We start from the raw sequence: 22,947 nt of genomic DNA, 5'->3' as shown, positions 1-22,947 counted from the left end.
CCGGACCCGGTGGTGCAGGCGGAGAAACCACCGGAACAGACGACGACGGCGCCACTGGAGTATTCGCCCCCGACGGCACTCCCGGGAGCGACGGCGTCACGGCCTTGTCGGGCTTCGACCGTTGTTCCATGGGGCGCAGCGTCCACGGCGTCGTCCCGTCGGACGGCTGCTCCTCGGTCGGCTCGCCGGTGACTCCGGGCTGCACCTCGGCGGGTGATGTCATGCCCCGGCCCCCAATACCCGTTTGACCTGTACGCCCCGGCTCGTCGGAATCGTCTGCTGTACAAGGCTTCCCGTCGTCGCGTCGGCGGTGATCATGGTCCCGTCGCCCAGTGCCACACCGGCACGAGCCGGCCCGCGCGAACCGTAGTCCCAGAACACGACATCGCCCGCCGATGCGGCGGAAAGCTGCACGCGCTGACCGCAGATCGCCTGACCCGCGAGGGTCGTCGGAAGGATCACCGCACCCGAATTGCTGCCGCGAATGGCGTCCGTCGAGGTCTGGCAACCGTTCCCGGTGGGCGCGGGTATTCCGTCGAGCGACGTCTTCTCACATCGCTGTGTGGTCGCGGCCACCGACGCCTGGTAGATCACTCCTCGCACCAATTCGGCCATACCGGCCGCCTCGGAGCGGTACCCCGCGGCGAGCGCACCCGCGCAACGGCCGGCGAAGCCGGTATTGCCGTAGGCCAACTCCGGCATTTGATAGGGCGCCGACTGCATCGGTCCACTCAGACACGACCGGATCCAATCGGAGACGTCGGTGTCGCTCGGGTCGGCGGTTACGCTCGCGTAGGGATTGGTCGACGGGATATCCGATGCCGCGACCGTGCCGCCGCCTCCGCACTTCGAGCCGGTGGTGGTGGTGGCCGTGGGCGTCTCGCTCGGGTCGTCCCCGATCGCGCTCGCGCATTGGCACTGCAGGTCCGACGCCGACGAACCCGACTGTGCCGCAGTAGGAAACACCGCTCCCATGAGTACTACACCGCACAGCGCGACGACGACCACGAGGCCCCAAGCCCACCACGGTACGAATGCCAATGCTGTCCGCAGCCCGTCCGGCCGATTGTTCATCGACAGCCTCCTCACAAGCCTCTCGGTTTATCCGCTGCTCAGCGCATCTGCCGGCCGACGCGGCCCATTTGGCGCCGCCAATTCGGATTGGGTGGGTTCGTACCGGGCGGTTGCGGAGCATTCCACGGCGTCCGGTGGACTCGAGAAGCCCAGAGATCCGTATCCGCCGCATGGGAAATGACTCGGCGAACCTCTCGAATATTGTGCGGATCCCCCGGGTCGCCCACCAATCGGTCGACCGCTGTGGATACGACACGCGCGTGCTCGTTACCGATCCACATGAGCATACGGTCGGCACTGGTTTCGCTGATTCCGGCGAGGGCCGGCAGTGTAGATGTGCCGCCGCCGGCAACCAGCTGCAGTTGTTCGATCTGTTCCTGACTGGGAGCCGCCATGTATCGCTCTACGAATGCTCGCTCCTGGCCGTAAGCCGCACCACCGTCCAACGTGACACCGCCCGGATTGGCGCGCCGGAAGCGGAAGGTCGCCGCCTGTAGGGTCGCCAGGTCCGCTGCCGCCTCTTCGACCGAACCTTCCCCCCGTAGCACACGATTGGCGGAATGCTGGGCGCGCGAGATCGCCGAGACCACATGACCGAGGTGTTTGTCGGTAAGCGTCTCGTCCTCGGCATTCTGCGCCACGATGCCCCAGGAACGAATGGCGTTCGACATGATCTGCTCATCGGTGAATCCGGCGCCGAGCATCGCGCCCCAAGCGTGGTCGAGACCACCGCCGTAATCGAATATGCCCTGGATGGCGGCTGACGCACCCATGACGGTGTCGATACCGCCCGCGGCCTCGGCCGCTTGCCGCGCCGCGAACGAGTACTGGTGCCGGTTCATGTACGACTGCGTATACAAACCGTCGGCACCACCGAAGTTCTCCCGGCCCCACACCCCCCACTGCGCGAGTTGCGCCTGACGCTCGGTGCGCGAGAACGGGCGCAACGGGCTACGCGTGCGTCCCCACATCCATTCGGTGAGCGGCGAATTGCTCACGGTGCTGAAACCGGCCAAGGTTGCCAGCATCGCCGCGCCACCCAGCTTGTGCTTGGCTCCGGCCTGTCCCATACCCAATGCCGTACCGGAGCCGCCGCCACCCCCGCCACGGGACACTCCCTGCATCGCGAGCGCGAAGCGATTGGCTACCCATTCGTTTCCGCTACTGAGCCCATTGCTCAGCCGCTGGAGCTGGAAGATGGCGATAATTTCCACGATGGCGCCGACGACGAAAATCGCCATCACATCGTTCTGCGCCTCCTTGAACAGGTTGCCCAGAAAGAGAACGTAGACCCCGAGAAAAATCGTGTAGCACGCCATGCGTGCGCCCGCGATGAAACCGTCGACGATATTGCGGACCAGGAAGGTCTGAGTCGGACCGTAAACGAATCCGCCTGCGGCGAAACCGAATATCGACATGAGGCCGTGGTAGATGGTGTCCAACGCGGCTTTGATGATCTTCAGCGCCAGGTAGACGGCGAACAGCAGCAGCACGGTGCCCGCGAGCAGGAGGATCAGGCCCGCTCCGATCTGCCCCACGGTCGGCTCCCGGGTGGCTTTGAAAGCCGCGCTGTCACAGTTCTCGAGACCGTCTTTCATCCTCTTGTCGCTGCCGGACATGACGGCCGAGGTCCACACCGACTTGCACGCCGGGTTGGTATCCACGACGCGTCCGAAATTCCAGACCTGCAGCGGCCGTCGCGCGAAGTTGTCGGCCAGATCCGATTGCATGTGCGGAACCATGGCCGCGGCATCGGGGCGACTGTTGCCGTTGAGACCTGCGGCCACCGAGATGCCGATATCCCGTCCTTGGGCCAGCAAGCCGTCGGAGGACAGTACGTCCGCGAGCGGCTCGGCCAGATAGATCGGACCCATGACGGCGATCAGCAGCATGGACACCACCTGCATGGTGGCCTTGGCGTGGAAGCCCCGGACGGTGAACCAAGCGACGAAGAACGCTCCGATCGTGACGGCGACCGCCAGCATCATGGGTGTGGCGATCTGACCGCTCAGACTGTGGGCAACCCCGTTGAGGGCCCGGCTGAAGAGGTTGAGCCACTCGAAACTGAGGGCGTAGCCGATGAGCCAGATCGCCGTTGTGACGATGACGATCCAGCCGGCGAACTCGAGGCTGATCACGAGGGATATGGCAGTGTTTCCCGGATGCAGCAGACCGCCGTGGTTGGTCGCGAAAAGGTAACTCGCCAACTCCGCGCCGGACGAGTCACGCACATGCATCCAGCTCAGTCCACTGTTGACCGAGGACCCCTCCGCATCCCCCTCCCCCGTTTGTGCCGTGGCCACCGCACCGAGCACCACCGGCAGCACGACCATCACGACGAACGCCGCCAGCGCCGAGACACTCCAACGCCGCCGCCGGGTGGCCGACATCCAATTCCAGCATCGGCGGGCCACCGCGCGCGGCTGCCACCGAGCCGGGTCGAAGAATTCGAATTCCCAGTCCGGACCGAACCGGCCGTGCACGGTGCCCGTATCGCCGATCATGGCACCGCCTGTCTCTCCAATATCGCGCGCTTGGGTGCGGCATTCGGTGTACTGCTGATGGCCTCGGCGCGATCGGGGCGAGCCGGCCCGAGCACCTTGCCGCGACCGATGCGGTTCAACGCATCTCGCATGAACATCTCGCCGCGACGCTCCTCGGGCACCTGCCGTCCGGGGCCGATCGGCGGAGACGTCTCCTCGCGCAGAATCTGCAGCAGGAAGGGCGCCTCGTCGAGGTCCACGCCCAGCCATTCCAGGCTGTTGCGGGCCAGCGTCTCGTCGCGCTGCCGGAAGACGAACCGGTTCGGGATCAGATTGTGTGCAGCGCCCTGGAAGTCGGTGGCCGGATCGTGTGAGGCCAAACCGATCGCGGCCAGATGCTTTCGGCCGTCGCGACTGAAGTCGCTGGTTACCGCCGATCCCACCTGGGTCTGGGTGAAGTGGTGCGCCTCGTCGCCGACGAGCAGCCCGAACCGGCCGTTGTCGGAGAGGAACGCTTCTCGCGCGGTGACGCCCACCAGTTCGTACAGCGCGGTGCCCAGACGCTTGGTGAGCGGCAACCGGTTGTACAGGTGGGGGGTGACGAGTTCTTCCGCCGTCGGCAGCGCCAGGTTGTGGCTGCGGATGACCGTGGCCGCGGCGTCGAGTCGCAGCGGTCGCAGGCCGGGATCGAACAGGACCGGCACCCGCTCCACGATGGCTCCCAGCCGGGCGGCGAGATCGGCGTACTCCTCGGCACTGCCGTGCTCGTCCCGCAACCGGCACACCACGCGATAGAGATCGAGCAGGCTCCGAATACCGTGCTCGGCAATACCTTTCGGAGTGAGCATGCTGCCGATGAGCGCACCGGCACCGCTGGTGGGCGACAGGTCCAGCAGCGGCAGGATCGAGTCCAGTGCGCGTTCGCCGGCGACACGCGGATCGAACAATCGCAACGGATCCAGCGACACGGTCGGATTGCTGAGGTCGATGACGACCGCGTTGTCGATCGAGGAGGCGAAATGTTCCCACTCCCCGACCTGACTGCGGTCGATGGCGAGGAACTGCCCGCCCATATCGTGGACCAGCACCGCCATCAGTTTCAGGAAATACGATTTACCCGAACCCAATTCGCCGGTCACCGCGAACGAGGCCGACAGGTCGTGCAGCGCCGCTTCCATGATGCCGAAGTGAATCGGCTCGAATTGGCCGGAGAGCAAATTGACGCCGATCACCGGACCGCTGTCGTCACCGATCTGACTGGTCGTGAAGGGAACGAAACCCGACCACATATCCGACGGCACGATATGGGCGAAGTCGTCGTAGGCGCGCCGGGGCGGACTGCCCGGAATCATCATGGACCACAGGTCGACCTGAGCGCCGACGGGTGCCGTCATCTCCACCTGGAAGCGTTTGTATCGGCGTTTGAGGGTATTGACCGCATCCATGGTGGTGTCGTGCGAGGAGCTGCCGACCGCGATCACGGTCGTGAACGACACCTCCGATTCGCCACCGTTGACCTCGAAGTGATTGTTGTATTCACCGAGCATCTGCACCTTCGACATCAAGGTGTTCTGCGCGAACGACACCTCCTGATCGCGCTGATCCATCTGCTCACCGAGGCGGCGCAGATTCTGCTCGTTGTTCTTCAGCACCGCGTCCGCGGGGCGCGTCGAAATTCGCATCGCCCAGTCGATGGTGACGTTCTCCATACCGTCGAGGACGCTGAGGAATTCGCTGCCGCCGGGAAAATTCATCCCGGAGTACGGGAAAGAATGGGGCGTCAGGATCGCCTGATAGGACGGCCGGAACTCGAAGTCGGGCTGAACCACCTTGATCACCGGCACGAACGAAGGACGCAGGCGCCGGTTGCTGTCGGCCTGGGCGCCTTCGTCCAGGGCCGCGGACCGGAAGACGGCGGCGGTGGCATCGTCGAGAACGCCCGCGCGGGTCGGGGCGACCGGATCGCCGACCGCGCCCCGGGACAGATAGTGCTCCCACAGCCACTGGAACAACGCCGCCGGCACCGGCACCGGTTCGAAATCGCCACCGATGCGCGAGAGGATCTCGTTCGCGGTGTCGTCGTAGGCCTCCAGATCGGCGCGTGACAGCGCGGTCGCATCGATCGTGGTGGTGCTGCCCCGCCAGATCCGCGACAGTCCCGACAGTGCCGGGCCGCTGGATCCGACGGGTATGGACAGCAGGAAGATCCGGGTCTGCGGCACGATGGCACGCACCCGTTCGTAGGCGGCGACCACCTCGAGCGCGTAATCCTCGCATTCGTCGAGATCGACGCCCTCGACCATCTTGCCCAGCACGTCGATGGTGTTGAGCCGCGCCTGAATTCCCAGCAGGAGCGAGCCGTTGGGCAGGTTGTTGATCAGCGCGTGGTGGGCCGCCTTCACGTCGAACTTGTCACCGGCCTTGCGCAATCCGTAGCCGAGCGGATTGATGAAATACGTCGCGGTGACCAATCCGGCGTGCGTGAATTGCAGGTTGCCCCGAATGGCCGCGGTGGGCTGGATATCTCGCTCGAACGCCATTCAGTGCACTCCTCCTGCCACTGCGCGGCTACCCTCGGCACGAAGCGAAGTGGACTGGGTAGCAAGCAACTCGGCGACATTTCCCGATCCCGGCCGGCCGACCGACGCGGCCTCGGGCGCCGGCCCGTCCGGGAAGATGATGACCACGGATTCCTCGATGAACAGGGTGTGCCGGGCGGATTCGGCGGTGACCGGAAAACCCGAGGCCGACACAGGTTTACGGACGAAGACCAAACGGCCGAACCACATGGCCCGCGAGATCATCCGTACCCCGGTATAGGGCAGCAATCCCAGACCGAACACCGCCACGATCGTCAGGATCAGCCCCACCACGAAAGTGATCGCCGGATTCACCGGCAAGATCATGGCGAGGACCGAGGTCACCAGAATGACCGCGATACCGCCGGCCACCTGTGGAAGTGTGTACGGCCCGAATGGCAGTTTCTGCCCGTTCTGTGCTTTGCCGATCATGGTGGGCACCCGTTTGATCGGCGTGTACACCTTGATCAGCTGAGTCATCGGTATCGCCCGACCGGTTGATCGGGCACGACGCTGGTGGCATCGGATCGTGCGTAGTTGACCAGTGTCGGCAGCATCCAGAACAGCACCGCCGCGAGGATCGCCGAGCCGACGACGCCGAGCACCTTCGTCGGCGACAACTTCGACTTGGCCGCCTCGGAGATGAGGATGCCCATGGCGAGGATCGTGATGACGATGATGCCGAGCGCGCGGACCACCAGCAGGATGTAATACAGCAGCGCGTTGAGATTGTGCATGAGCGTCCCTTCTCGGATCAGTTCTGCGTCGCCGGCGGGATCTGCACGGTCGTCGTCGGTGCGGCGGGTTGGCTACTGCTCGGCGCCGGTGTGCCCGCGCCGCCGGGACCGGTGCCGTTCACGACCGTGAGCGGATTCGTCAGCGCCGGAACACGATCGATGGCTTGTATCTGCCACTGTCCGGAGGGGCGCACCATGGTGAGCGGATACGACAGCGAGACCGAGGCGCCACCACTTCCCTTCGGCGCCACCGTGGCGAGCACTTTCGCGCTGTTTCCGCTACTGCCGCAACTGGATTCGTCCGCCGTGACCGAGACGCTCTCGAGGCCGGTGAACGGAGCCGGGCGCAATGCCGTGATCCCGGCGCCGACGGCCGTATAGCGGGCGACATCTCCCGATCCGGTCAGATAGGCAGTCAGAAAGCCTGTGGCGACATCGGCCAGCGGCGTATCCGAGGGGCAGGGCGTGCCGTAGGCGAGGGTGATATCCGGGCCACGCCCCGGCGGCTCCACCGCGGCCGGCAGCGACAGCGCGCGCCTGCGGCCGTCCGGTGTCACCGATACCGCGACCTGGTAGTACTGACGAGCGTCGGTCACGCTGCCGGTCCGCCCGGGGTGCACCGATATCGTGACCGCCCAGATCTCCACGCTCGCGGTCGATTCGGTGCGGCTGACGTGGACGACCATCGGATCGCTCACCGGGTGCGCGGTGGCCGGCAAGCGCATCTGCTGGCCCGGATCGACATAGTCGGCGATCCGATCCTGCTGCCCCGCGCTCGCACCGAGGTAGCTCACCACGAAGTCCTCGGCGAACGATGCCGCCAGTTGCGCATGGCCGATGAGGGTCGTCGTGTTCGCGTCGGACGGACCCTGCGGCGGCTGCGAGAACCAGGACAGGACGGCATGTCCACCGCCGAGGACGGCTAGTACGGCCAGTACCGCGACGAGGATGTTGTCGCGGCGGCGTCGCGCGGCCATCCGGCGAAGCAGTGCTTCGCCCGAATCCGCCGATCTACCAGCAATTGCCCGCACTCTCGGAATGGTAGAGAGGGCAACGGCATTCACCTTTCGGACTGTTCCCTGCCGTGGGAAGGCGCTCAGTTCACGGGGCTGCGCTTCATCCGGCCGGCCAGACGATGCCGCAGCTGGTCGTCGTAGCCGATGGGGGTGTGCAGATGCGGAAGCCCCGAGGACTGTCGTTGCGGCTCCATCACCGGGAGATCGTCGGCGACGCGGACCATCTGGGCGATCGCCAATTGCCGCGCCGAATATCCCGGATAGGGGTACAGCAGCAGGGAGGTCGGGGTGTAGCCGCCACCGTAATTCAAAGCCCGGACGGTCACCCCGGCGGTGTCACCCGCGCGCAACCGCTCGTCGAGGGCGAGCAGGCGATGGCGATCGTCGGGATGGAAGACGTCGATCGGCCGGAACAGATAGTCCCACCTGATCCAGGGCGCCGGATCGGTCAGCCAGTGCGAAATGCTCGTGTATTCGAGTTGCACCACAGCCAGATGGGTGCCGGCGCGGCGATGCGCTTCCCGCAGACCGACCTGCTCCAGCGTCGACCACGACATCGACGCCCGCTCGGCGCCGATCTCCTCGATCAACAGCCATGCGCCCCTGGATCGTTCGTCGTCCCGTGCGCGCATCGTGATGCGCCAGCGGCCGGGACGTTCACCGTCGACGCGGACGGTCACGTCGAACTGCATCTTGGCGCCGGCCGTCGGCTCGTACAGCAGATCGAGCACCTCGGTGTGCCGGTCGAATCCCGACATCCGGTGGAACAGTTCGGCGATCGATATCCGCGGCACGTACTCCTCGGCGGACATTCCCGACAATCGCGCGATACCGCCCGGCAGCTGGATAGTCTGTGTCGACAGATCCCAGATCGCTCCGACCGCCGGACGCAGCGCCGGCACCTCCGCGGTCGCCGGACCGAGCCACAGCCGGATGGCATGGACGTCACCGGCAGGGCCGAAGACGGGTTTGATCAGCAGCCGATGCGGACCCGAGCGGGTCGCGATCCGCAGATCGACCTCCTGCGCGTGATCGCGGGCCGAGATCATGGCCTCGGCGATCCGCGCGGTCGTCAGGCCGTCGTAGATCGCGGGCATCTTCGCCAGCTGCCGTTGCAGCACACGCTGCCACGCCGCGAACTCGCGGGGCGTTTCCCCGACCGAGGCGACCGACATCGTCTCCGGCGTCAATGTTTCGATCGTCGTCCATCCGATCACCGCGTCACTCATCGCACTTGCCCTGCACCAGCCGTTCCTCCGCACTCATGACCGACAGGTTCAGACGATCATCGTGACCTAGACAATGTACCGTTATCCAGCGGTGCGATCAATAGGAGAAGAACAACTGCACTGGTCAGCAGACCGACCACTGCAAGTGAACCATGCTGAACGAACGCCCATTTCGTAAACAGACGTTGAACATGCGAAATCACGGCCGACGCCCGCATCCTGCGCGCCTTCGGCCGTGATCGACGACGGTGCCGCTAGTCCTGGGCCGCGATCAGGGCGAGAACCCCCGCCCCGGCCAGGACGCCGAGATCCTCCAATTCCGAAGGGACCACTCGCAGTGCGGCCAGGAAGCCGGCCCGGGCATGGGTGGCCACTGCCGTGTTCAGCGGCTTCCACAGCGCTGGGCCGGCTGTGGCCATCGAACCGCCCACGACGACGAGACCGACATCGAGCAGCGGCGCGATCGAAGCGATGGCCCGCCCCAACGCGGTACCCACCCGTTCGAACGCCGCGACCGCAACCTCGTCGCCGGACTGCGCCGCCGAAACCAGTTCCGCCACCGTGGCTCCCGGCCAGCCCCGGCCCCGAGCCCAACGCACCGCGGAGAGGCCACCCGCGACGGCTTCGAGACAGCCTCGACCACCGCATTCACACGGTTCGTCGTAACCGGGAACGAGCAGATGGCCCAGATGACCGGCATTGCCGGTACGACCCACGACCACCAGGCCGCCGACCATCACCCCGGCACTGATCCGATCCGATACGGCGATCGACACCGCGTCCATCACCTGGCCGGTGGCGCCGAAATTCTGTTCGGCCAGCGCGAGGCACACACCGTCCAGCCCCAGTTGCACACTGGCGCCCGGGAACGCCTTCTTCACGGAATCGACCAGCTCGAAACCGGTCTGCCACTCCTTGACCGCGGTCGGCGCGACGACGCCGGCGGTCATGTCGATCGGCCCTGACGATCCGATCCCGATCGCCACCACATCTTCGCCGCCGGCGGTCTCGTGCAGCAGTGTCCGGCAGGCTTCCCAGGCGCCGGCGGCGGGGATCGGAGCCCGGCGAATATCGTCCGTACCGACATCGTCTGCCACGCGAGTCGCCGCGAAGCCCGCCGGGCCGATTTCCAACGCCAGCACAGTCATGAATTACCCACCGTCACAGTAGTTTTCGCCTCGATGGTGACGGCTCTCAGCAGCCACCGGTCGCTGCCGGTCGCAACCGGCGCCCCAGCACGATACGACGACGCGGCGTCGCGGGCGCGGGTTCCACACAGACCGGCCGGGCACCGGTCCGGATGATCCGCAGCGGCCGTTTGTGATCCAGCGGGGCCGTCCGATGCCGATCCAGGTTTTCCACGATCTTGCCGGCGCTGTCGTAGGCGACTCCGGCCCAGATCATGGCCCGGGGACCGTCGCCACGCGCGATCAAAGCCTCTGCGAGCTGGGAACATTCGGTCAGCAGCGGGCAGCTCGCGCAGATCCGGACCGCGGCACGCCAGGAGTCGGGGGTGCCGACGTCGAGGTCCCAGTCGTCGGGTCCGTCGGCGCACGGCGGGCGGTGCGCGGCCGCGACGGCGACGGTCGCGACGGCGGGCGTGGGAACAGTCGAAAGCGGCGGCGCCACAGGGGATCCGAGGGGTAGCCGACGCGAGTGAATTGTGCTCATTTCCGTCTCCGGGGATGCCGAGGACACACGTGTGCAATCACCGTGTGGTTCGCAGACGTGGCCCATGGGTCGGGCGGGCATCGGGGCTGCTCAACAGTCCCCGGCAACCAGCAGCGAACTGCTGTACTCGGCACGTTAACCCACGATTTGGCTGTCAGCAACCACTTTCGCCGCTATTTAACGGCACATTGACCAAGTCGTTGCACGGATGTATCGTCACTTAACGGGACGTTTTTGTACGGTCCGTTTTTCTACGGGGTAAGTTGTGATTTCCTAAGAGGTATGGCTGTGCACTCGGAGTACACGATCGACGAGCTGGCGCGGGCAGCAGACACCACCGTGCGCAGTGTCCGCGTGTACCACGAACGAGGGCTGTTGCCGTCACCGGAAGTCCGGGGGCGCATCGGCTACTACGGATCCGATCATCTGGAGCGGCTGCACACGATCAGCCGGCTGCTCAGCCGAGGTATGAAGCTCAACGGGATCCGCGAACTGCTCGAGGCATGGGATCGTGGCGACGGGCTCGCCGACGTCCTCGGGGTCAGTGACAGTCCGGGCGAGCGCGAACCCGTTGCGGCGCAGGAGAAACCGGTCGGCGACGATCCGCTCGCCGACCTGCCTGACTACGTCAAACAGGCGCTGGCCGGCAGTTCCGACCCGCTGGAGGCCTACCGGGTCGCCAATCCGCGCTGCGGCGATCTCGCCGCGCGCCTCATCGACAGCGGGGTGCCGGACGCCACCGCCTTCCAGCTCGTGGAGCGGCTGCGCGCGGACTGCAATCAGATCGCCGATCGCTACGCCACCGAATTGTTCTACTGCCTGGCCGGGCAGGCCTACGAGCGCTCGCAGCGCGACAGCAAGGACCGCGCACGGCTGGAAACCGAGGTGGCCATCGCCCGCCTGATCGTCACCCGGGCCGCCTCCGAGCTCATCGACCAGGCTTTCGCCCGGCATGCCGAACTACCCGCCCCCAACGAGGCTGCCCGATAAGTCCGGTTGTTCGATGTGCCCGGCGCGCCGTGCCGGGTACGCTCGGGTGAATGCGCAGGCCTCTCGTCCCGCGGCGGGTTCGCGGAATCAATACTCTGGATCGGCGACTGGTCGACCGGAGCGCACGGTTGCGGCCGAGTACCGCCGACACCGTGCTGCGTTCGCTGAGCCACGCCGCCAACGCCAATCGGCTGTGGATCGCGGCCGGTGTCGGTGCGATCGCCGTCGGGACCAGGGCTCAGCGCCGTGCCGCGGCGCGCGGACTCGTCGCCGTCGGTATCGCGAGCGGGCTGGCCAACGGTGTCGGCAAACCGCTGTTCCCGCGGCGCCGGCCCCCCGCCGAGGCGGTGCCGCAGATGCGGCGCCTGATCTCGCCGCCGATCTCGTCGTCGTTTCCCTCCGGCCACGCCGCCTCGGCGGCGGCCTTCGTCACCGGCGTGGCGCTGGAATCACCAGTACTGGCTGTCGCGGTGGCGCCCGTGGCAGCCGCGGTCGCGTACTCGCGGGTTCACGTGGGCGTGCACTGGCCGACCGACGTGCTCGCCGGCGCGGCACTCGGCGGCGCCATCGCGGTCGGGACCAGGCGGTGGTGGGCGGTGCGTCGCGACGAACCCGCGACGGTCGGCCCGGCACAGCGGATCGAACCCCTGATCGGCGGCGACGGCCTGCTGTTGGTCGCCAATCCGAACTCCGGTAGCGGCGACGGCGGCGGACTGCTGGCCGATCTGATCCGCAAGCTTCCGGCCGCGACGCTGCTCGAACTCGGCGACGACATCGACCTGGACGCCGAGATCGACGCTCAGGTGAGATCCGGATCGATCCGCGCGCTCGGCGTCCTGGGCGGGGACGGCACGGTTTCGGCGGTCGCGGAAGCGGCGGTGCGGCACGGACTTCCGCTGGCCGTCTTCCCGGGCGGTACCCTGAACCACTTCGCCCGGGATATAGGTGTCGAGGATATCGCGGCCACACTTACCGCACTCTCCTCCGGACAGCTGGCGTTGGCCGACACCGCGCGGGTGCGCCTGGACGACGGCAGCGAACGCACCCTGGTGAACACCGCGAGCCTGGGCGGTTATCCCGATTTCGTCCGGTTGCGTGAACGCTGGGAACATCGCATCGGCAAGTGGCCGGCCGCGGCGGTGGCGATGGTGTGCGTGCTCGTGCGCGCCCAGCCGCTGCGCACCACCATCGACGGCGTTCCGGCCTCGGTGTGGATGTTGTTCGTGGGCAACGGAACCTACCGCCCCGGCGATCAGGTGCCCACTGCCCGAACAGATCTGCACGGCGCCGGTCTGGACATCCGGTATCTGCGCGCGGACCGGCGGTTCTCCCGGTTGCGGCTGATCTGGGCGTCGCTCACCGGCACCCTCGGCGATTCGCCCACCTACGTCCACCGGCATGCGGACAAGTTGCGGGTACGCGTGGACGGGCCGCCGATCTCACTGGCCACCGACGGCGAAGTCGACACGCGCGGTGCGGAATTCGAGTTCATCGGCGATCCTTCGACACTGCCGGTGTTCCTGGTTGCCGACGGTGATGCGGAGCCCCGCCGCTAGCCGGCATCGGAGACTGCGCCGAGAAGAACTACACACCTCATGGTATGAAATCCCTAGTTTTCACATGACGGAGGTGTCGGATCGTGACGCAGGCCAACCCCATGACGGTCGAATCGGCCGAGGCCGCTTTGGCGCGGCTGACCGCCCACGATCGCGGCGTGCTCACCGATCTGGTGTGCCGGGTCGACAAAGCGGCCTCCGGCGCGGCCTGGTCGCGAAAGGCGCCGCTCGTCGACGAGGTGGTGCGCTTCCTGGTCGATCGGCATCTGCTGCTGACCCACTTCAATTGGGGCGCTTGGGAAGAGGGGCAGCACGCGATCCAGCGTCGGGACCGCGCGGCGCTGGCGACCTGCACCGCACAGCAGTGCCTGCAATACCTGACCCTGCTGGTGCGCGCGGATCGCTTCACCGAGGGGACACTGGCGTCGGCCTTCGAGTCGGGGCTGATGCAGGCGCTCCTGCACCGCCTGCATCAGCACACCTACCCGCACGCGGCGCGTTAACCCTCGGCCAGCGCCCGTACTCGGGCGAGGACGTCGGGATAGCGCTTCAGATGTGCGCCGCCGTTGAGATCGATGGCCGCACCCGTCATCCACGCCGCCCGGTCGGAGGCCAGGAAGGCCGCCATCTCGGCGATTTCCTCGGGACGGCCGCTGCGTCCGAGCGGGGTGTTCTCGAGGTACTCCTCGGTCAGCCCCGGAACGAAGGCGATACCGGCGACCAGCGGAGTGTCGACCAGGCCCGGACTGATCGCGTTCACGCGGATGCCGCGCTCGGCCAACTCCAGCGCCGCGACCTCCACCAGCATCAGCACACCCGCCTTTGCCGAACAGTAGCCGGCCATGCCGGTGCCGGGCTGGCGGCCGTTGAGGGAGGCGATGCAGGTGATGGATCCGCCGTCGGCCAGGTGGCGGCCCGCGTATTTGATCGCCAGGAACGAACCGGTGAGGCAGACGTCGACCGTCGTTTTCCAGTGTGTCAGTTCGAGTTCGGTGATCGGACCGGGTAGCGACAGCCCCGCGCAGTTCACCACCGCGTGGAGGTCGCCGCTCGCTTCGAAACCGGCTGCCACCGACGCCTCGTCGGTGACGTCGAGCACCACCGCGCTCGCCGGATCGCCGATCTCCGCCGCCACCGTCCGCGCCGCCTCGAGATTCACATCGGCGACCACGACGCGAAAACCGTCGCGCGCCAGTGCATGTCCGGTGGCGCGGCCGATGCCCGAGCCACCGCCGATCACCATCGCGCCCCGCGTTGTAGGCGCTGCCTCGGGGGCGTTCGCCGCTTCGCCGGTCGCGCTCATCGCTGTGCCCCGTCGGCGATCGCGCGGTCGGCGGCGAGATGGCGGGTCAGGAAGTGCACCTGATGGTCGACGGCGGGCTCGAACCAGTCGTTGCCGGCGAAGATGTCGAAGTGGTCGCACGGGTAGTGGCGAACCTCGGCACGTGCGGCGAATGCGGCCTTGGCCGCGGCGTGGGCGGGCGCGGCGCGGTCGAAGTCGGCGATCTGCATCAGCACCGGCGCGGTGATGCGCGCGGCCCGCCGGTCGGCGCGATAGCTGCCCAGTTCCAGACCGATCGCCGCGTCCACCTCGTTGCGCCAGGTGGGGCCCGCGAGTGCGGTATAGCTCTCGTAGTAGCCGTCGGCGGTCAGGGCGGCATGTTCGCCGGGCCTGCCGACCAGCGGCATCATCACCCGATTGCCGCCGAATCGCCCGGCCAGGGCGCTGCGCACACTCGACACCGTGGATTTCGCGATCGCCGCGGCGCCGACCTGCGCGAAAGCGACTCGGCCCGCGGCCAATCCGTTCACCAGCGGCACGAGCGCGACGACCGCGCAGATGTCGGTCCGGTCCGCGGCGACGGTGAGGGCGTGGCCGCCGGACAGTGAGATCCCCCATGCCACCAGTCGATTCGGATCCGCGCCGGGCTGCCGTGCGGCCGCGGACAGTGCGGCGCGGTAGTCCTCGGCCTGTGCGGCCATCGAGACCCGCTGCCGGGGTTCACCGGCGGAGGCGCCGAAACCCCGGTAGTCGAAGGCGAATACGGCCAGTCCGGCCGCGGCGAGGCGCTGTGCGAACGGTTCCAGTCCGGAATCCTTCGTCCCGCCGAATCCGTGCGCCATCACCACGACCGGGCGGCCGCCGGGACCGTCGAACTGCCCGTCCGGCGCGCCCTCGAAAAACCATGCGTCACAGGTGGTTCCGGCCGAGGTGAACTCGACCTGCCGATACGTCGTCACTGTGCCACTCCCACCGGTCGATCCGTCTCCGCCACGCGCGCCCACGGGGGCGGCCCCGACAGCCGCGCCCGCTCGGCGCCGGCCGGAATCTCGCGCACCCGCATATCGTGTTCGTAGAGGAAGTAGTCCACCTGCTGGGTGTGCCGGGCGCTGGGCACCATATGGCCGGTGTAGTGCTGCTGTTCGGCGACGATCACCCGCCGCATCTCGTCCGCCGACGGCAGCCGGTAGCGGCCCACCGCATAGGCCCCGATCAACCGCGCCTGGCATTCGACGAACGGGAACAGGGTCGGGGTGGACTGGGCGAATCCGGCGAAGGCCAGATCCTCGATACCGGGCAGGAACATCCGCTTGTACAGATCGATCTTGTTGTCCGGAGCGCTGATGAACTCCGGATCGAAGAACGGGAAGGTGATGTTGTAGCCGGTGGCGTAGATGATGATGTCGAAATCGTCGGCGGTGCCGTCGGCGAAATGCACGGTGGCGCCGTCGAATCGGTCGATATTCGGTTTCGGGATCACATCGCCGGAACCCAGCCGCAGCGGCAGTTCCACCGATTGGGTCGGGTGCGCTTCGAAGAATTTGTGATTCGGTGTGGGCAGGCCGTAGTTCTCCGGACGGCCAGCGGTCAGCGGTTGTCCCCACTGCGCGATTTTGCGCTGCCAGGAGAACGGGATGTAGGGGCTGGTGCGGTAGTACTTGTCGGCCGGCTTACCGGCGATGTACTTCGGCACGATCCAGGCGCCGGAGCGAGTGGACAGCGTCAGCTTGTTGCCCAGCGCCTTCGACGACAGCTCGACCGCGATATCGGCGGCGCTGTTGCCCAGTCCGACCACCAGAATGCGCTGATCGGAGAAATCCATCGGGGTGCGCGGGTCGATGTAGTGGTGGGCGTGCATGGTACGGCCGGTGAACTCGCCCGGGAATTCCGGATAGCGCGGGTCCCAGTGGTGCCCGTTGGCGACGACCAGGAAATCGAAGTGGCGCACCTCGTTTCGCTGCGTGCGCAGTTCCCAGCCGCCGCCCGGCAGACGCCGCGCGTGTTCGACACCGTTGCCGAATTCGATGGAACGGTAGAGGTCGAAGGCGGCGCAGTAATCGTCGAGATACTGCTTGATCTGGGTGTGGTGCGGGAAGTCCGGGAATTCCTCCGGCATCGGGAAGTCGCGGAACGACAGCTGATGTTTGGAGGTGTCGATGTGCAGGGAGCGATACGCGCTGCTGTGCCCGTTCGGATTGCCGAAGGCCCAGTTGCCGCCGACACGGTCCGAGGATTCGAAGCACACATACGGCACCCCGTAGTCGCCGAGCATCTTGCCGGCGGTCAGACCGCTGATTCCGGCGCCGATGACCGCGGTACGCGGTTGATACATCACCACTCCTTTCACGCCATGGGCGTGTAGACAGATTCTCGATAGTGTCTACTAGTAGACACATTCTCAGATCTGTCCACACATTGCTAGGGTTTTCCCGAAACCGGTCGACAGCGAACCGGTGCGGGTGTGCGGCGAAAGGGGCGGCGGATGAGCGACACGACGACCACGACGGTGGTCGACCGACTGTTGGAAGCGACACAGAAATTGCTGGCCGCTAAGGGAATTCGCGCCACCACGATGATGGAGGTGGCCGAGGAGGCGGGGGTCTCGCGCGCCTGGCTGTACCGGCACTTCCCGGACAAGCCCGCGCTGATCGGCGCCGCGATCGTGCGGCTCACCGACACCTGGTGGAACGACGCCCGCGCCGAACTCGACCGCATCGACACCTTCGCCGAACAGCTCACCATCGGCGTGCGCATCGGTCGCGGCGCCTACGACGATCCGGGCGCGCTGCTCATGCGCCTGCGCTCGTCCGAACCCGAGGAGTTCGCGGCCTGCGCCGGCGCCGGCGTCACCGCCCTGGTCCCCGCGCTCGCGGCGTTCTGGCGGCCCTATATCGACCGCGCCGCCGCACGCGGAGAAGTGCACCCCCGCCACGATCTGGCCGAGGTCGCCGAGTGGGTGGCCCGGATCCTCATCAGCCTCGGCACCGTCCCCGGCGACACCTTCGACCCCGACGATCCCGCCGCGGTGTCCCATCATCTGCGCACATACCTCCTGCCCGCACTGACGCACGCGCCCACCGGCGCTTCCGAGCGGGGCCGCCGTTCCAGCTGATTACGAACGTCGCCGCGCCCACTTCACGCCACTCGGCTCACGGCCGAATGGAAAATGGAAATCATTTCCGTTAATGTCTGATGCCGCTCCATCGAGCGCTGCGCAGAACACAGAACGGAACAGAGATCAGATGAACAAGATCACCCGCATGACCGTCACGGCGATCACGGTGGTGAGCGCGTTGGGCGCCGGTTCGGCTGTCGCATCCGCCGCGCCCACGGCGGCAGATCACGTCCTGAGCACCGAGATCATGCCGGGCGTGCAGTACACGAGCTCCACCGCGGATCAGTCCGTGGTGATCGAGACCGCGACGGCCACACTGGTCGCGGCGGGCGGGCAATTCCAGGTGCGCGACGCCTCCGGCGCAACGGTCGCCGGTGTCCCGGCCTTTCCGACCGAGCCGAAGGCCCTGACCGCCGTCCACGCCGCACCCGAGGCACGGGCGGCGGCACGCGCGGCGACGCCGGAACTGCACCTGGAGAACATCGACGGCGATCCGCAGACCGAGCGATTCGATGCGGCGATCCAGGCCGCCATCAACGAATTCGGCCTGGCTACCAGCGTCGGAACAATGACCGGTGGTCTCATCGGCCTCGCCGTCGGCTGCGGAGTCGGCGCCGTAGCGGGCGCGGTGTTCGGCGCGCCCGTCCTCGACGCCGCCGGACTCACCCTCATCGCCGGCTGCCTGGCCGGAGCGGGCGTCCTGGGCGGTATGGGCGCCATCCTCGGCGCCGCGCTCCTCGGCATCCCCGTCGGCATCGCCTCCGCAATCAAGTTCCAGCACACCATGAACCAGCCCTACGAACAGCACACCCACGACAGCGAGAGCAACTGAGGACGGAGCTCGGGCGTGAGCGGACCATCGCCCGCGCCCCTGCCCGCCGGACGACCGCCCTCCGAACCCCGCACGTCGAGCCTCCCAACTACACGGTTCGGCCCGCTACGATGGGCATCATGTCCTGCCCGGATGTCGCGCGACCGGATCTTCCCGAGTACATGACCTGGGAAGAGCTGGAGCAGTTGCCCGAAGACATCGCAGCTCGCATCGAGCTGTGGGAGGGCCGGGTGGTGTGGCTTCGTCGCGGCCCCGGTGAACACCAGGAGTTCACCAACCTCTTGTGGAGCGGCCTTCGACACTGCGCTCGGAAACAGATGTCCGACGATCCCGAACAGTGCTGGAGTGTGCGCACGGAAACCAACGTGTTCTTCGGCAAGTCCGGCAAGTCCGACTTCGTAACACCGGATTTCATGGTTCACCGCTGCCTCGAACAGCCGTACCAGCACGTCCGCTCTTCCGATGTCGTCTTGGTGGGCGAGGTGCTGTCGCCATCGAATTCGGATGCGGATATGGAACTGAAGAAGGCACGCTATGCCAAGGCGGGGATTCCCTGGTATTGGGAGGTCACCCTCGCAACGCAACGCAGCGCCATCGCTCACGTGCACGCATACGTCCTCGCGCCACAGGTGGGGCCGCTGCCGCCCGGAGTGTCGGTGCTGCACCAGGCGAACTACGTCCTGGCGGGCGCGTGGTCGCCCACCACCTCGGAATCGGTTCGCATCGACCATCCGTTTCCGATCGATATCCCCTGGACGGAACTCGAATTCGGTTGAGCTGCGCGGCCTTTCGTAGCAGCCACGACCCCGTGAACTCGCGCACGCGAATCGGGGCCCTGCCATCTATCGCAGGGCCCCGATTCGGTCGTCAGTCGATGGGTCGAGTAAGGTCGTAGACCGTCGTTCCGCCCACTGTTATTGCGGTGTAGTGGGATTCGACCCAGCTGGTGATCTCGCCGGCGCTGCCGGAGCCGCCGCCCGGCCCACCGCGGCCGCCGCCCGCGAAGAAGTAGTGGATATCGCCGTTCTTCACGTAGTCCTGGAATTGGGCCAGGGTAGGCGAGTTGTCGCTGCCGGTGAAGCCGCCGATCGCCATGATCGACGTTCCCGTGGACAATTCGAGGCTGCCCGCGGATTGCGAGCCGACCGTGGCCGCCGCCCAGCGGTTGTTCGCACTCTTCAGCAGTTCCCGCAGGGCGGTGTTGCCGGAGTTGCCTCCGCCGGGACCGCCGCCGAAGCCGCCCATGCCGTGGCCACTGTCGGGGCCGGAGGTCGGAATCGACCCGCTGTGCGGGGTCGCCGCTGTCTCCAGGGCGTAGGCGCTCGTGCCGGCGAAACCGAACAGCAGTGCGGCGGCAGCGACGATCACGGTCATCCCGCCGAGGGCGTGCGCGCCGACGACGAGGACCGCCGCGATCACGATCGAGCCGATCAGGACGATCCAGCGCAGCGCCGGGTACCAGTCGGGTGTGCGGTCCAGCAGGACGAAGTTCCATACTCCGGTCGCCGCCAGCATGAGACCCGATGCCGCACGCGCAGAGGCGAATTCACGTCCGCGCCACAGTTCCACCACCGCGATGCCGACCAGCGCGGCGATCGCCGGCGCCAAGGCCACGGTGTAGTAGGGGTGAATCGTGCCCTGCATGAAGCTGAAGACCACGCCGGTGACCAGAAGCCAGCCGCCCCACAGGATCAGGCTCGCGCGGATGCGTCCGGTGCGGGGTGTGCGCCGGGTGAACCACAGGCCGGCCACCAGCCCGATCAGCGCCGCCGGGAGCAGCCACGAGATTTCCGTACCCATCGAGTCGCCGAACAGGCGGGTGATTCCGGTGCTGCCGCCGAAGCCGGTGTTGCCGCCCCCACCGGGACCACCGCCGCCACCGCCGTTGCCTTCGCCGCCCATCATACGGCCGAGACCGTTGTAGCCCAGGGCGAGTTCGAGCAGGCTGTTGTCCGTGGAGCCGCCGATGTACGGCCGCGAATCGGCGGGCCACAGGCTCACCAGCGCGACGAACCAGCCACCGAAAATCACCAGCGCGACAACGGCTCCCAGGAGTTTCAGGATCCGGGCGCGCAATGCGATCGGCGCGGCGACGAGAAACACCAGGCCGAGTGCCGGCAGCACCAGGAACGCCTGCATCATCTTGGTGAGGAAGCCGAAGCCGACCGCGACCCCGGCCGCCGCCAGCCAGCGGCCACTCCCCCTCTCGGTGGCCCGGACCGTGCAATACGCCGCCGCGACCAGCAGCAGCACCAGCAGGGCGTCCGGGTTGTCGAACCGGAACATCAGCGCCGCGACCGGAGTCGACGCGAGCGCCGCACCCGCGATCAGTCCGGCCGCCGGACCGCTCCAGCGCCGCACCGCCCCGTACAGCAGCCCGACCGACGCCACACCCATCAATGCCTGCGGCAGCAGCAGCGAGAACGAACCGAATCCGAGCAGCCGCCCGGACAGCCCCATCACCCACAGCGCGGCGGGCGGCTTGTCGACGGTGATGGCATTACCGGAGTCGAGCGATCCGAACAGCAGCGCCTTCCAGCTCTGCGTGCCCGCCTGCACCGCGGCGGCATAGAAGTCGTTGGCCCACCCGGAGGCGCTCAGTCCCCACAGATACAGGAACGCGGTCGCGACCAGCAGCACCAGCAGCCCGTGCCGCGCCCATCGCGGCTGGTCGGGCGGTCCCGAGAGGAACGCGCCCCACCGCGCCGGCTGCGGCGGCGATCCGGTCGGCTCGGCCTGCCGACGCGCCGCCTCTGTGATCGTCATACGGTTCTCCTCCGCCTCGGTCGCCGGGCTGTCTGCCGCGGCCGTTGCATCGAGGATCGCGCCCGGAGGTGGGTCGGCTCTTTGCCGAACCTATGCGCCGACTGTGAGGAGAAACGGGGGCAGAGATGAGCGAGCCCGCGTCCAACGGTTACGCCGCGGTCGCCAGAAAGCCGAAGCGAGCTCTGACGAGTTCACCGGCTGCTTATCCGCTCGCCGCCGCGGACTCCGCCGCATCCGGCACGGCCGTCGTGCGAATGTTCTTCACCACCGCCACAATTCGATCCACATCGTTCTCGGAGAAGATGTCCTCGGGACCGGTCGGCGCCACCGTGTTGAACGGCGGTTCGTAGAGGGCGCCGACCTCGATCACTCCGTTCTTGGCGATATAGGTGGTGAGCAGCTTCAGGAAGTGCAGCTGGCTGGCGGTGAGGGTGCGGCCGGCGTGGAATTCCTCGAACGCCGCCGTGGCTGCGGTGGTGTCCAGGCCGGCGGCCGGCGAGCAACAGTGGACGGAGATCGGCGAAGGTGCCCGACTACTCGGCCTGAGCATTCGCGACCTCGCAGGGTTTCTCGGCGTGGACTACGAGATCCCCGATGTTTCGGGTGCCCCCGGCTCCGCCGGCTGGCATCGACGGAAGCCGTTGTGGCTCCCCGGAAGACGCTAGACGTATCCGCATAGTTGGCCGAAATCCGCCGCGGCTACGCCACTTCCGATGTGAGACCTGCTCGGCGAACCTGAGCGACCGCCCTCCGAAGGAACCCTTATGCTGCCCGATTGCCTGTGCCGCGCCTTAAACCGTCTCTCGACCACGGGACCGCCACCGAGCGAGACGCCGTGAATCCTTCCGACCCGATGGGGCAGAGGGCATTCGTCCACGCCGACGGCAAGCTCGCCGAGTTCATGTGCCAGGTCCATCTGCTCGGCTTGAACCCCGCGCGCGCCCGCGAACTACGAACGATCCACGGGGCCCACTGTCCGGACGAATGCATCGTCCATCTCGAAGCGGCCTACCTATTGCTTATCGAAGACAGCTGAGACGACGAATGATTCACCTCGTTACCAGCCTATTTCGGGTCTCAGGGGCCCTTCACGGCGCAGCACCCGACTCTCCGTCCGACCGACTCGATCCACAACTGGAGGCTCCCCGGTGATGGTCAAACTGCCACCGATAGACGAACTGCTGGAGGCATGCAACGGAACGGTTCGGTTGAACCATCCCGTGCTTCACGCCGCCCGCGCACTGGCAGAGCTCCACTCCGCGCGCCGTACCGCATTACCCGCGGACACCAGCGACGTGGAGCGCTCCCGAGCCGAACTCGTCCGCTCGATCGACCGCTGGGTAACCACACATCTCCCCCAGGCCCGCAGTGCGTCCTACCTCCACACCGAGTCGGTCGGCATGGTCATCGACCGCATCGCCCAATACCGCGGCGACGCGCACACGGCACTGAAAAGTGCTGTGCCCGAACCGGACCGCCACTTCCTCTGGCAACGTCTCGCCGAACTCGCCGTCGGCTACACGGATCTGGCGTTCGAAATCAGCGCCGGTCTCCGCAACGTCCCAGCCCTCACGTATCCGATGGACGCCGCCGGCGCCCACCCCATAGCCTGAGCGC

22 protein-coding genes and 1 pseudogene are annotated in these 22,947 nt (G+C 66.9%); 8 read left to right on the top strand and 15 right to left on the bottom strand.

Features of this window, described 5'->3' with window-relative positions; all coding sequences use genetic code 11:
• The 10 genes and pseudogenes from NE2_RS36780 to NE2_RS29070 form a co-directional block, all read right to left on the bottom strand.
• Positions 1-223: pseudogene (locus NE2_RS36780) on the bottom strand (hypothetical protein); the annotation flags it as partial.
• Complete coding sequence (locus NE2_RS29110) at positions 220-1,074, bottom strand: NlpC/P60 family protein (protein WP_146165259.1); 855 nt, start codon at positions 1,072-1,074, stop codon at positions 220-222. The pseudogene NE2_RS36780 and the gene NE2_RS29110, both read right to left, overlap by 4 nt.
• Before the next feature lie 38 nt (positions 1,075-1,112).
• Positions 1,113-3,578 (bottom strand): hypothetical protein, encoded by a 2,466-nt coding sequence (locus NE2_RS29105; RefSeq protein WP_063031248.1) that lies wholly within the window; start codon positions 3,576-3,578, stop codon positions 1,113-1,115.
• On the bottom strand, positions 3,575-6,097 hold the full coding sequence (locus tag NE2_RS29100) for an ATP-binding protein (protein ID WP_063010447.1): 2,523 nt from the start codon (positions 6,095-6,097) through the stop codon (positions 3,575-3,577). The genes NE2_RS29105 and NE2_RS29100 overlap by 4 nt, the downstream gene beginning before the upstream one ends.
• Complete coding sequence (locus tag NE2_RS29095) at positions 6,098-6,616, bottom strand: hypothetical protein (protein ID WP_106958561.1); 519 nt, start codon at positions 6,614-6,616, stop codon at positions 6,098-6,100.
• Complete coding sequence (locus tag NE2_RS29090; protein ID WP_030517937.1) at positions 6,613-6,873, bottom strand: hypothetical protein; 261 nt, start codon at positions 6,871-6,873, stop codon at positions 6,613-6,615. Before NE2_RS29090 ends, NE2_RS29095 begins: the two co-directional genes overlap by 4 nt.
• Positions 6,874-6,890: 17 nt before the next feature.
• Positions 6,891-7,850 carry a conjugal transfer protein gene (locus NE2_RS29085; RefSeq protein ID WP_063031246.1) on the bottom strand — a complete coding sequence of 320 codons (960 nt, stop codon included), beginning with the start codon at positions 7,848-7,850 and terminating at the stop codon, positions 6,891-6,893.
• A gap of 119 nt (positions 7,851-7,969) precedes the next feature.
• A complete protein-coding gene (locus NE2_RS29080) occupies positions 7,970-9,118 on the bottom strand; it encodes a GAF domain-containing protein (protein WP_084494402.1) in 1,149 nt (382 codons plus the stop codon).
• Between the two features lie 254 nt (positions 9,119-9,372).
• Entirely contained in the window at positions 9,373-10,266 is an 894-nt protein-coding gene (locus tag NE2_RS29075) for an ROK family protein (protein WP_063031244.1), read from the bottom strand.
• A gap of 46 nt (positions 10,267-10,312) precedes the next feature.
• A complete protein-coding gene (locus NE2_RS29070; protein ID WP_146100964.1) occupies positions 10,313-10,789 on the bottom strand; it encodes a hypothetical protein in 477 nt (158 codons plus the stop codon).
• Positions 10,790-11,071: 282 nt separating this feature from the next.
• On the opposite strand from NE2_RS29070, the gene NE2_RS29065 reads away from it, so the two are divergent.
• The 3 genes from NE2_RS29065 to NE2_RS29055 all read left to right on the top strand — a co-directional run bounded on the left by NE2_RS29065 (position 11,072) and on the right by NE2_RS29055 (position 13,838).
• On the top strand, positions 11,072-11,779 hold the full coding sequence (locus tag NE2_RS29065; protein WP_030517942.1) for a MerR family transcriptional regulator: 708 nt from the start codon (positions 11,072-11,074) through the stop codon (positions 11,777-11,779).
• A gap of 50 nt (positions 11,780-11,829) precedes the next feature.
• The gene (locus NE2_RS29060) at positions 11,830-13,335 is read left to right on the top strand and encodes a bifunctional phosphatase PAP2/diacylglycerol kinase family protein (protein ID WP_063031242.1); all 1,506 of its coding nucleotides are present in this window, start codon (positions 11,830-11,832) and stop codon (positions 13,333-13,335) included.
• An 83-nt stretch (positions 13,336-13,418) separates the two neighbouring features.
• Positions 13,419-13,838 carry a DUF6508 domain-containing protein gene (locus NE2_RS29055; RefSeq protein WP_146165258.1) on the top strand — a complete coding sequence of 140 codons (420 nt, stop codon included), beginning with the start codon at positions 13,419-13,421 and terminating at the stop codon, positions 13,836-13,838.
• Here NE2_RS29055 and NE2_RS29050 read toward each other — a convergent pair.
• From NE2_RS29050 to NE2_RS29040, 3 genes are read right to left on the bottom strand one after another with little or no spacing between them, the layout of a single operon-like run.
• Positions 13,835-14,578 carry an SDR family NAD(P)-dependent oxidoreductase gene (locus tag NE2_RS29050; RefSeq protein WP_063031238.1) on the bottom strand — a complete coding sequence of 248 codons (744 nt, stop codon included), beginning with the start codon at positions 14,576-14,578 and terminating at the stop codon, positions 13,835-13,837. The two genes, NE2_RS29055 and NE2_RS29050, sit on opposite strands and share 4 nt — an antisense overlap.
• Positions 14,579-14,634: 56 nt before the next feature.
• Positions 14,635-15,576: an alpha/beta hydrolase gene (locus NE2_RS29045; RefSeq protein WP_063031236.1), complete on the bottom strand. Its 942-nt coding sequence runs from the start codon at positions 15,574-15,576 to the stop codon at positions 14,635-14,637.
• Positions 15,573-16,949: a flavin-containing monooxygenase gene (locus tag NE2_RS29040; RefSeq protein WP_063031262.1), complete on the bottom strand. Its 1,377-nt coding sequence runs from the start codon at positions 16,947-16,949 to the stop codon at positions 15,573-15,575. The genes NE2_RS29045 and NE2_RS29040 overlap by 4 nt, the downstream gene beginning before the upstream one ends.
• A gap of 150 nt (positions 16,950-17,099) precedes the next feature.
• Between NE2_RS29040 and NE2_RS29035 the strand changes: the two genes are divergently transcribed.
• The 3 genes from NE2_RS29035 (at position 17,100) to NE2_RS29025 (ending at position 19,340) form a co-directional block, all read left to right on the top strand.
• Positions 17,100-17,729, top strand: coding sequence for a TetR/AcrR family transcriptional regulator (locus NE2_RS29035; RefSeq protein WP_063031234.1), 630 nt, complete (start codon positions 17,100-17,102; stop codon positions 17,727-17,729).
• A 130-nt stretch (positions 17,730-17,859) separates the two neighbouring features.
• Positions 17,860-18,564: a DUF8020 domain-containing protein gene (locus NE2_RS29030; RefSeq protein WP_063031232.1), complete on the top strand. Its 705-nt coding sequence runs from the start codon at positions 17,860-17,862 to the stop codon at positions 18,562-18,564.
• A gap of 119 nt (positions 18,565-18,683) precedes the next feature.
• A complete protein-coding gene (locus NE2_RS29025; protein ID WP_063031260.1) occupies positions 18,684-19,340 on the top strand; it encodes a Uma2 family endonuclease in 657 nt (218 codons plus the stop codon).
• A gap of 91 nt (positions 19,341-19,431) precedes the next feature.
• Here the strand turns inward: NE2_RS29025 and NE2_RS29020 are convergent, their stop codons facing one another.
• Positions 19,432-21,330: an ArnT family glycosyltransferase gene (locus tag NE2_RS29020; RefSeq protein WP_063031230.1), complete on the bottom strand. Its 1,899-nt coding sequence runs from the start codon at positions 21,328-21,330 to the stop codon at positions 19,432-19,434.
• Positions 21,331-21,532: 202 nt separating this feature from the next.
• Positions 21,533-21,880, bottom strand: a complete 348-nt coding sequence (locus tag NE2_RS29015; protein ID WP_063031228.1) for a type I restriction-modification enzyme R subunit C-terminal domain-containing protein — start codon at positions 21,878-21,880, stop codon at positions 21,533-21,535.
• A gap of 225 nt (positions 21,881-22,105) precedes the next feature.
• Here NE2_RS29015 and NE2_RS29010 point away from each other — a divergent pair, with 225 nt between their 5' ends.
• Together NE2_RS29010 and NE2_RS29005 are read left to right on the top strand one after the other, a co-directional pair.
• Positions 22,106-22,366, top strand: a complete 261-nt coding sequence (locus NE2_RS29010; protein ID WP_233429907.1) for a hypothetical protein — start codon at positions 22,106-22,108, stop codon at positions 22,364-22,366.
• Positions 22,367-22,481: 115 nt separating this feature from the next.
• Complete coding sequence (locus NE2_RS29005; protein ID WP_063031226.1) at positions 22,482-22,943, top strand: DUF4254 domain-containing protein; 462 nt, start codon at positions 22,482-22,484, stop codon at positions 22,941-22,943.
• Positions 22,944-22,947: the final 4 nt, after the last annotated feature.

The organism is Nocardia elegans NBRC 108235 (assembly GCF_001612845.1).
Taxonomy (GTDB): domain Bacteria; phylum Actinomycetota; class Actinomycetes; order Mycobacteriales; family Mycobacteriaceae; genus Nocardia; species Nocardia nova.
The sequence above is the reverse complement of the archived record's forward strand: the minus strand, read 5'-3'. Positions and strand labels throughout refer to the sequence as shown.

Coding starts and splice junctions, on each gene's coding strand:
- NE2_RS29110 (WP_146165259.1), bottom strand. CDS start 1,074: ATGAACAATCGGCCGGACGGGCTGCGGACAGCATTGGCATTCGTACCG.
- NE2_RS29105 (WP_063031248.1), bottom strand. CDS start 3,578: ATGATCGGCGATACGGGCACCGTGCACGGCCGGTTCGGTCCGGACTGG.
- NE2_RS29100 (WP_063010447.1), bottom strand. CDS start 6,097: ATGGCGTTCGAGCGAGATATCCAGCCCACCGCGGCCATTCGGGGCAAC.
- NE2_RS29095 (WP_106958561.1), bottom strand. CDS start 6,616: ATGACTCAGCTGATCAAGGTGTACACGCCGATCAAACGGGTGCCCACC.
- NE2_RS29090 (WP_030517937.1), bottom strand. CDS start 6,873: ATGCACAATCTCAACGCGCTGCTGTATTACATCCTGCTGGTGGTCCGC.
- NE2_RS29085 (WP_063031246.1), bottom strand. CDS start 7,850: ATGGCCGCGCGACGCCGCCGCGACAACATCCTCGTCGCGGTACTGGCC.
- NE2_RS29080 (WP_084494402.1), bottom strand. CDS start 9,118: ATGAGTGACGCGGTGATCGGATGGACGACGATCGAAACATTGACGCCG.
- NE2_RS29075 (WP_063031244.1), bottom strand. CDS start 10,266: ATGACTGTGCTGGCGTTGGAAATCGGCCCGGCGGGCTTCGCGGCGACT.
- NE2_RS29070 (WP_146100964.1), bottom strand. CDS start 10,789: ATGAGCACAATTCACTCGCGTCGGCTACCCCTCGGATCCCCTGTGGCG.
- NE2_RS29065 (WP_030517942.1), top strand. CDS start 11,072: ATGGCTGTGCACTCGGAGTACACGATCGACGAGCTGGCGCGGGCAGCA.
- NE2_RS29060 (WP_063031242.1), top strand. CDS start 11,830: ATGCGCAGGCCTCTCGTCCCGCGGCGGGTTCGCGGAATCAATACTCTG.
- NE2_RS29050 (WP_063031238.1), bottom strand. CDS start 14,578: ATGGTGATCGGCGGTGGCTCGGGCATCGGCCGCGCCACCGGACATGCA.
- NE2_RS29040 (WP_063031262.1), bottom strand. CDS start 16,949: ATGTATCAACCGCGTACCGCGGTCATCGGCGCCGGAATCAGCGGTCTG.
- NE2_RS29035 (WP_063031234.1), top strand. CDS start 17,100: ATGAGCGACACGACGACCACGACGGTGGTCGACCGACTGTTGGAAGCG.
- NE2_RS29030 (WP_063031232.1), top strand. CDS start 17,860: ATGAACAAGATCACCCGCATGACCGTCACGGCGATCACGGTGGTGAGC.
- NE2_RS29025 (WP_063031260.1), top strand. CDS start 18,684: ATGTCCTGCCCGGATGTCGCGCGACCGGATCTTCCCGAGTACATGACC.
- NE2_RS29020 (WP_063031230.1), bottom strand. CDS start 21,330: ATGACGATCACAGAGGCGGCGCGTCGGCAGGCCGAGCCGACCGGATCG.
- NE2_RS29015 (WP_063031228.1), bottom strand. CDS start 21,880: ATGCTCAGGCCGAGTAGTCGGGCACCTTCGCCGATCTCCGTCCACTGT.
- NE2_RS29005 (WP_063031226.1), top strand. CDS start 22,482: ATGGTCAAACTGCCACCGATAGACGAACTGCTGGAGGCATGCAACGGA.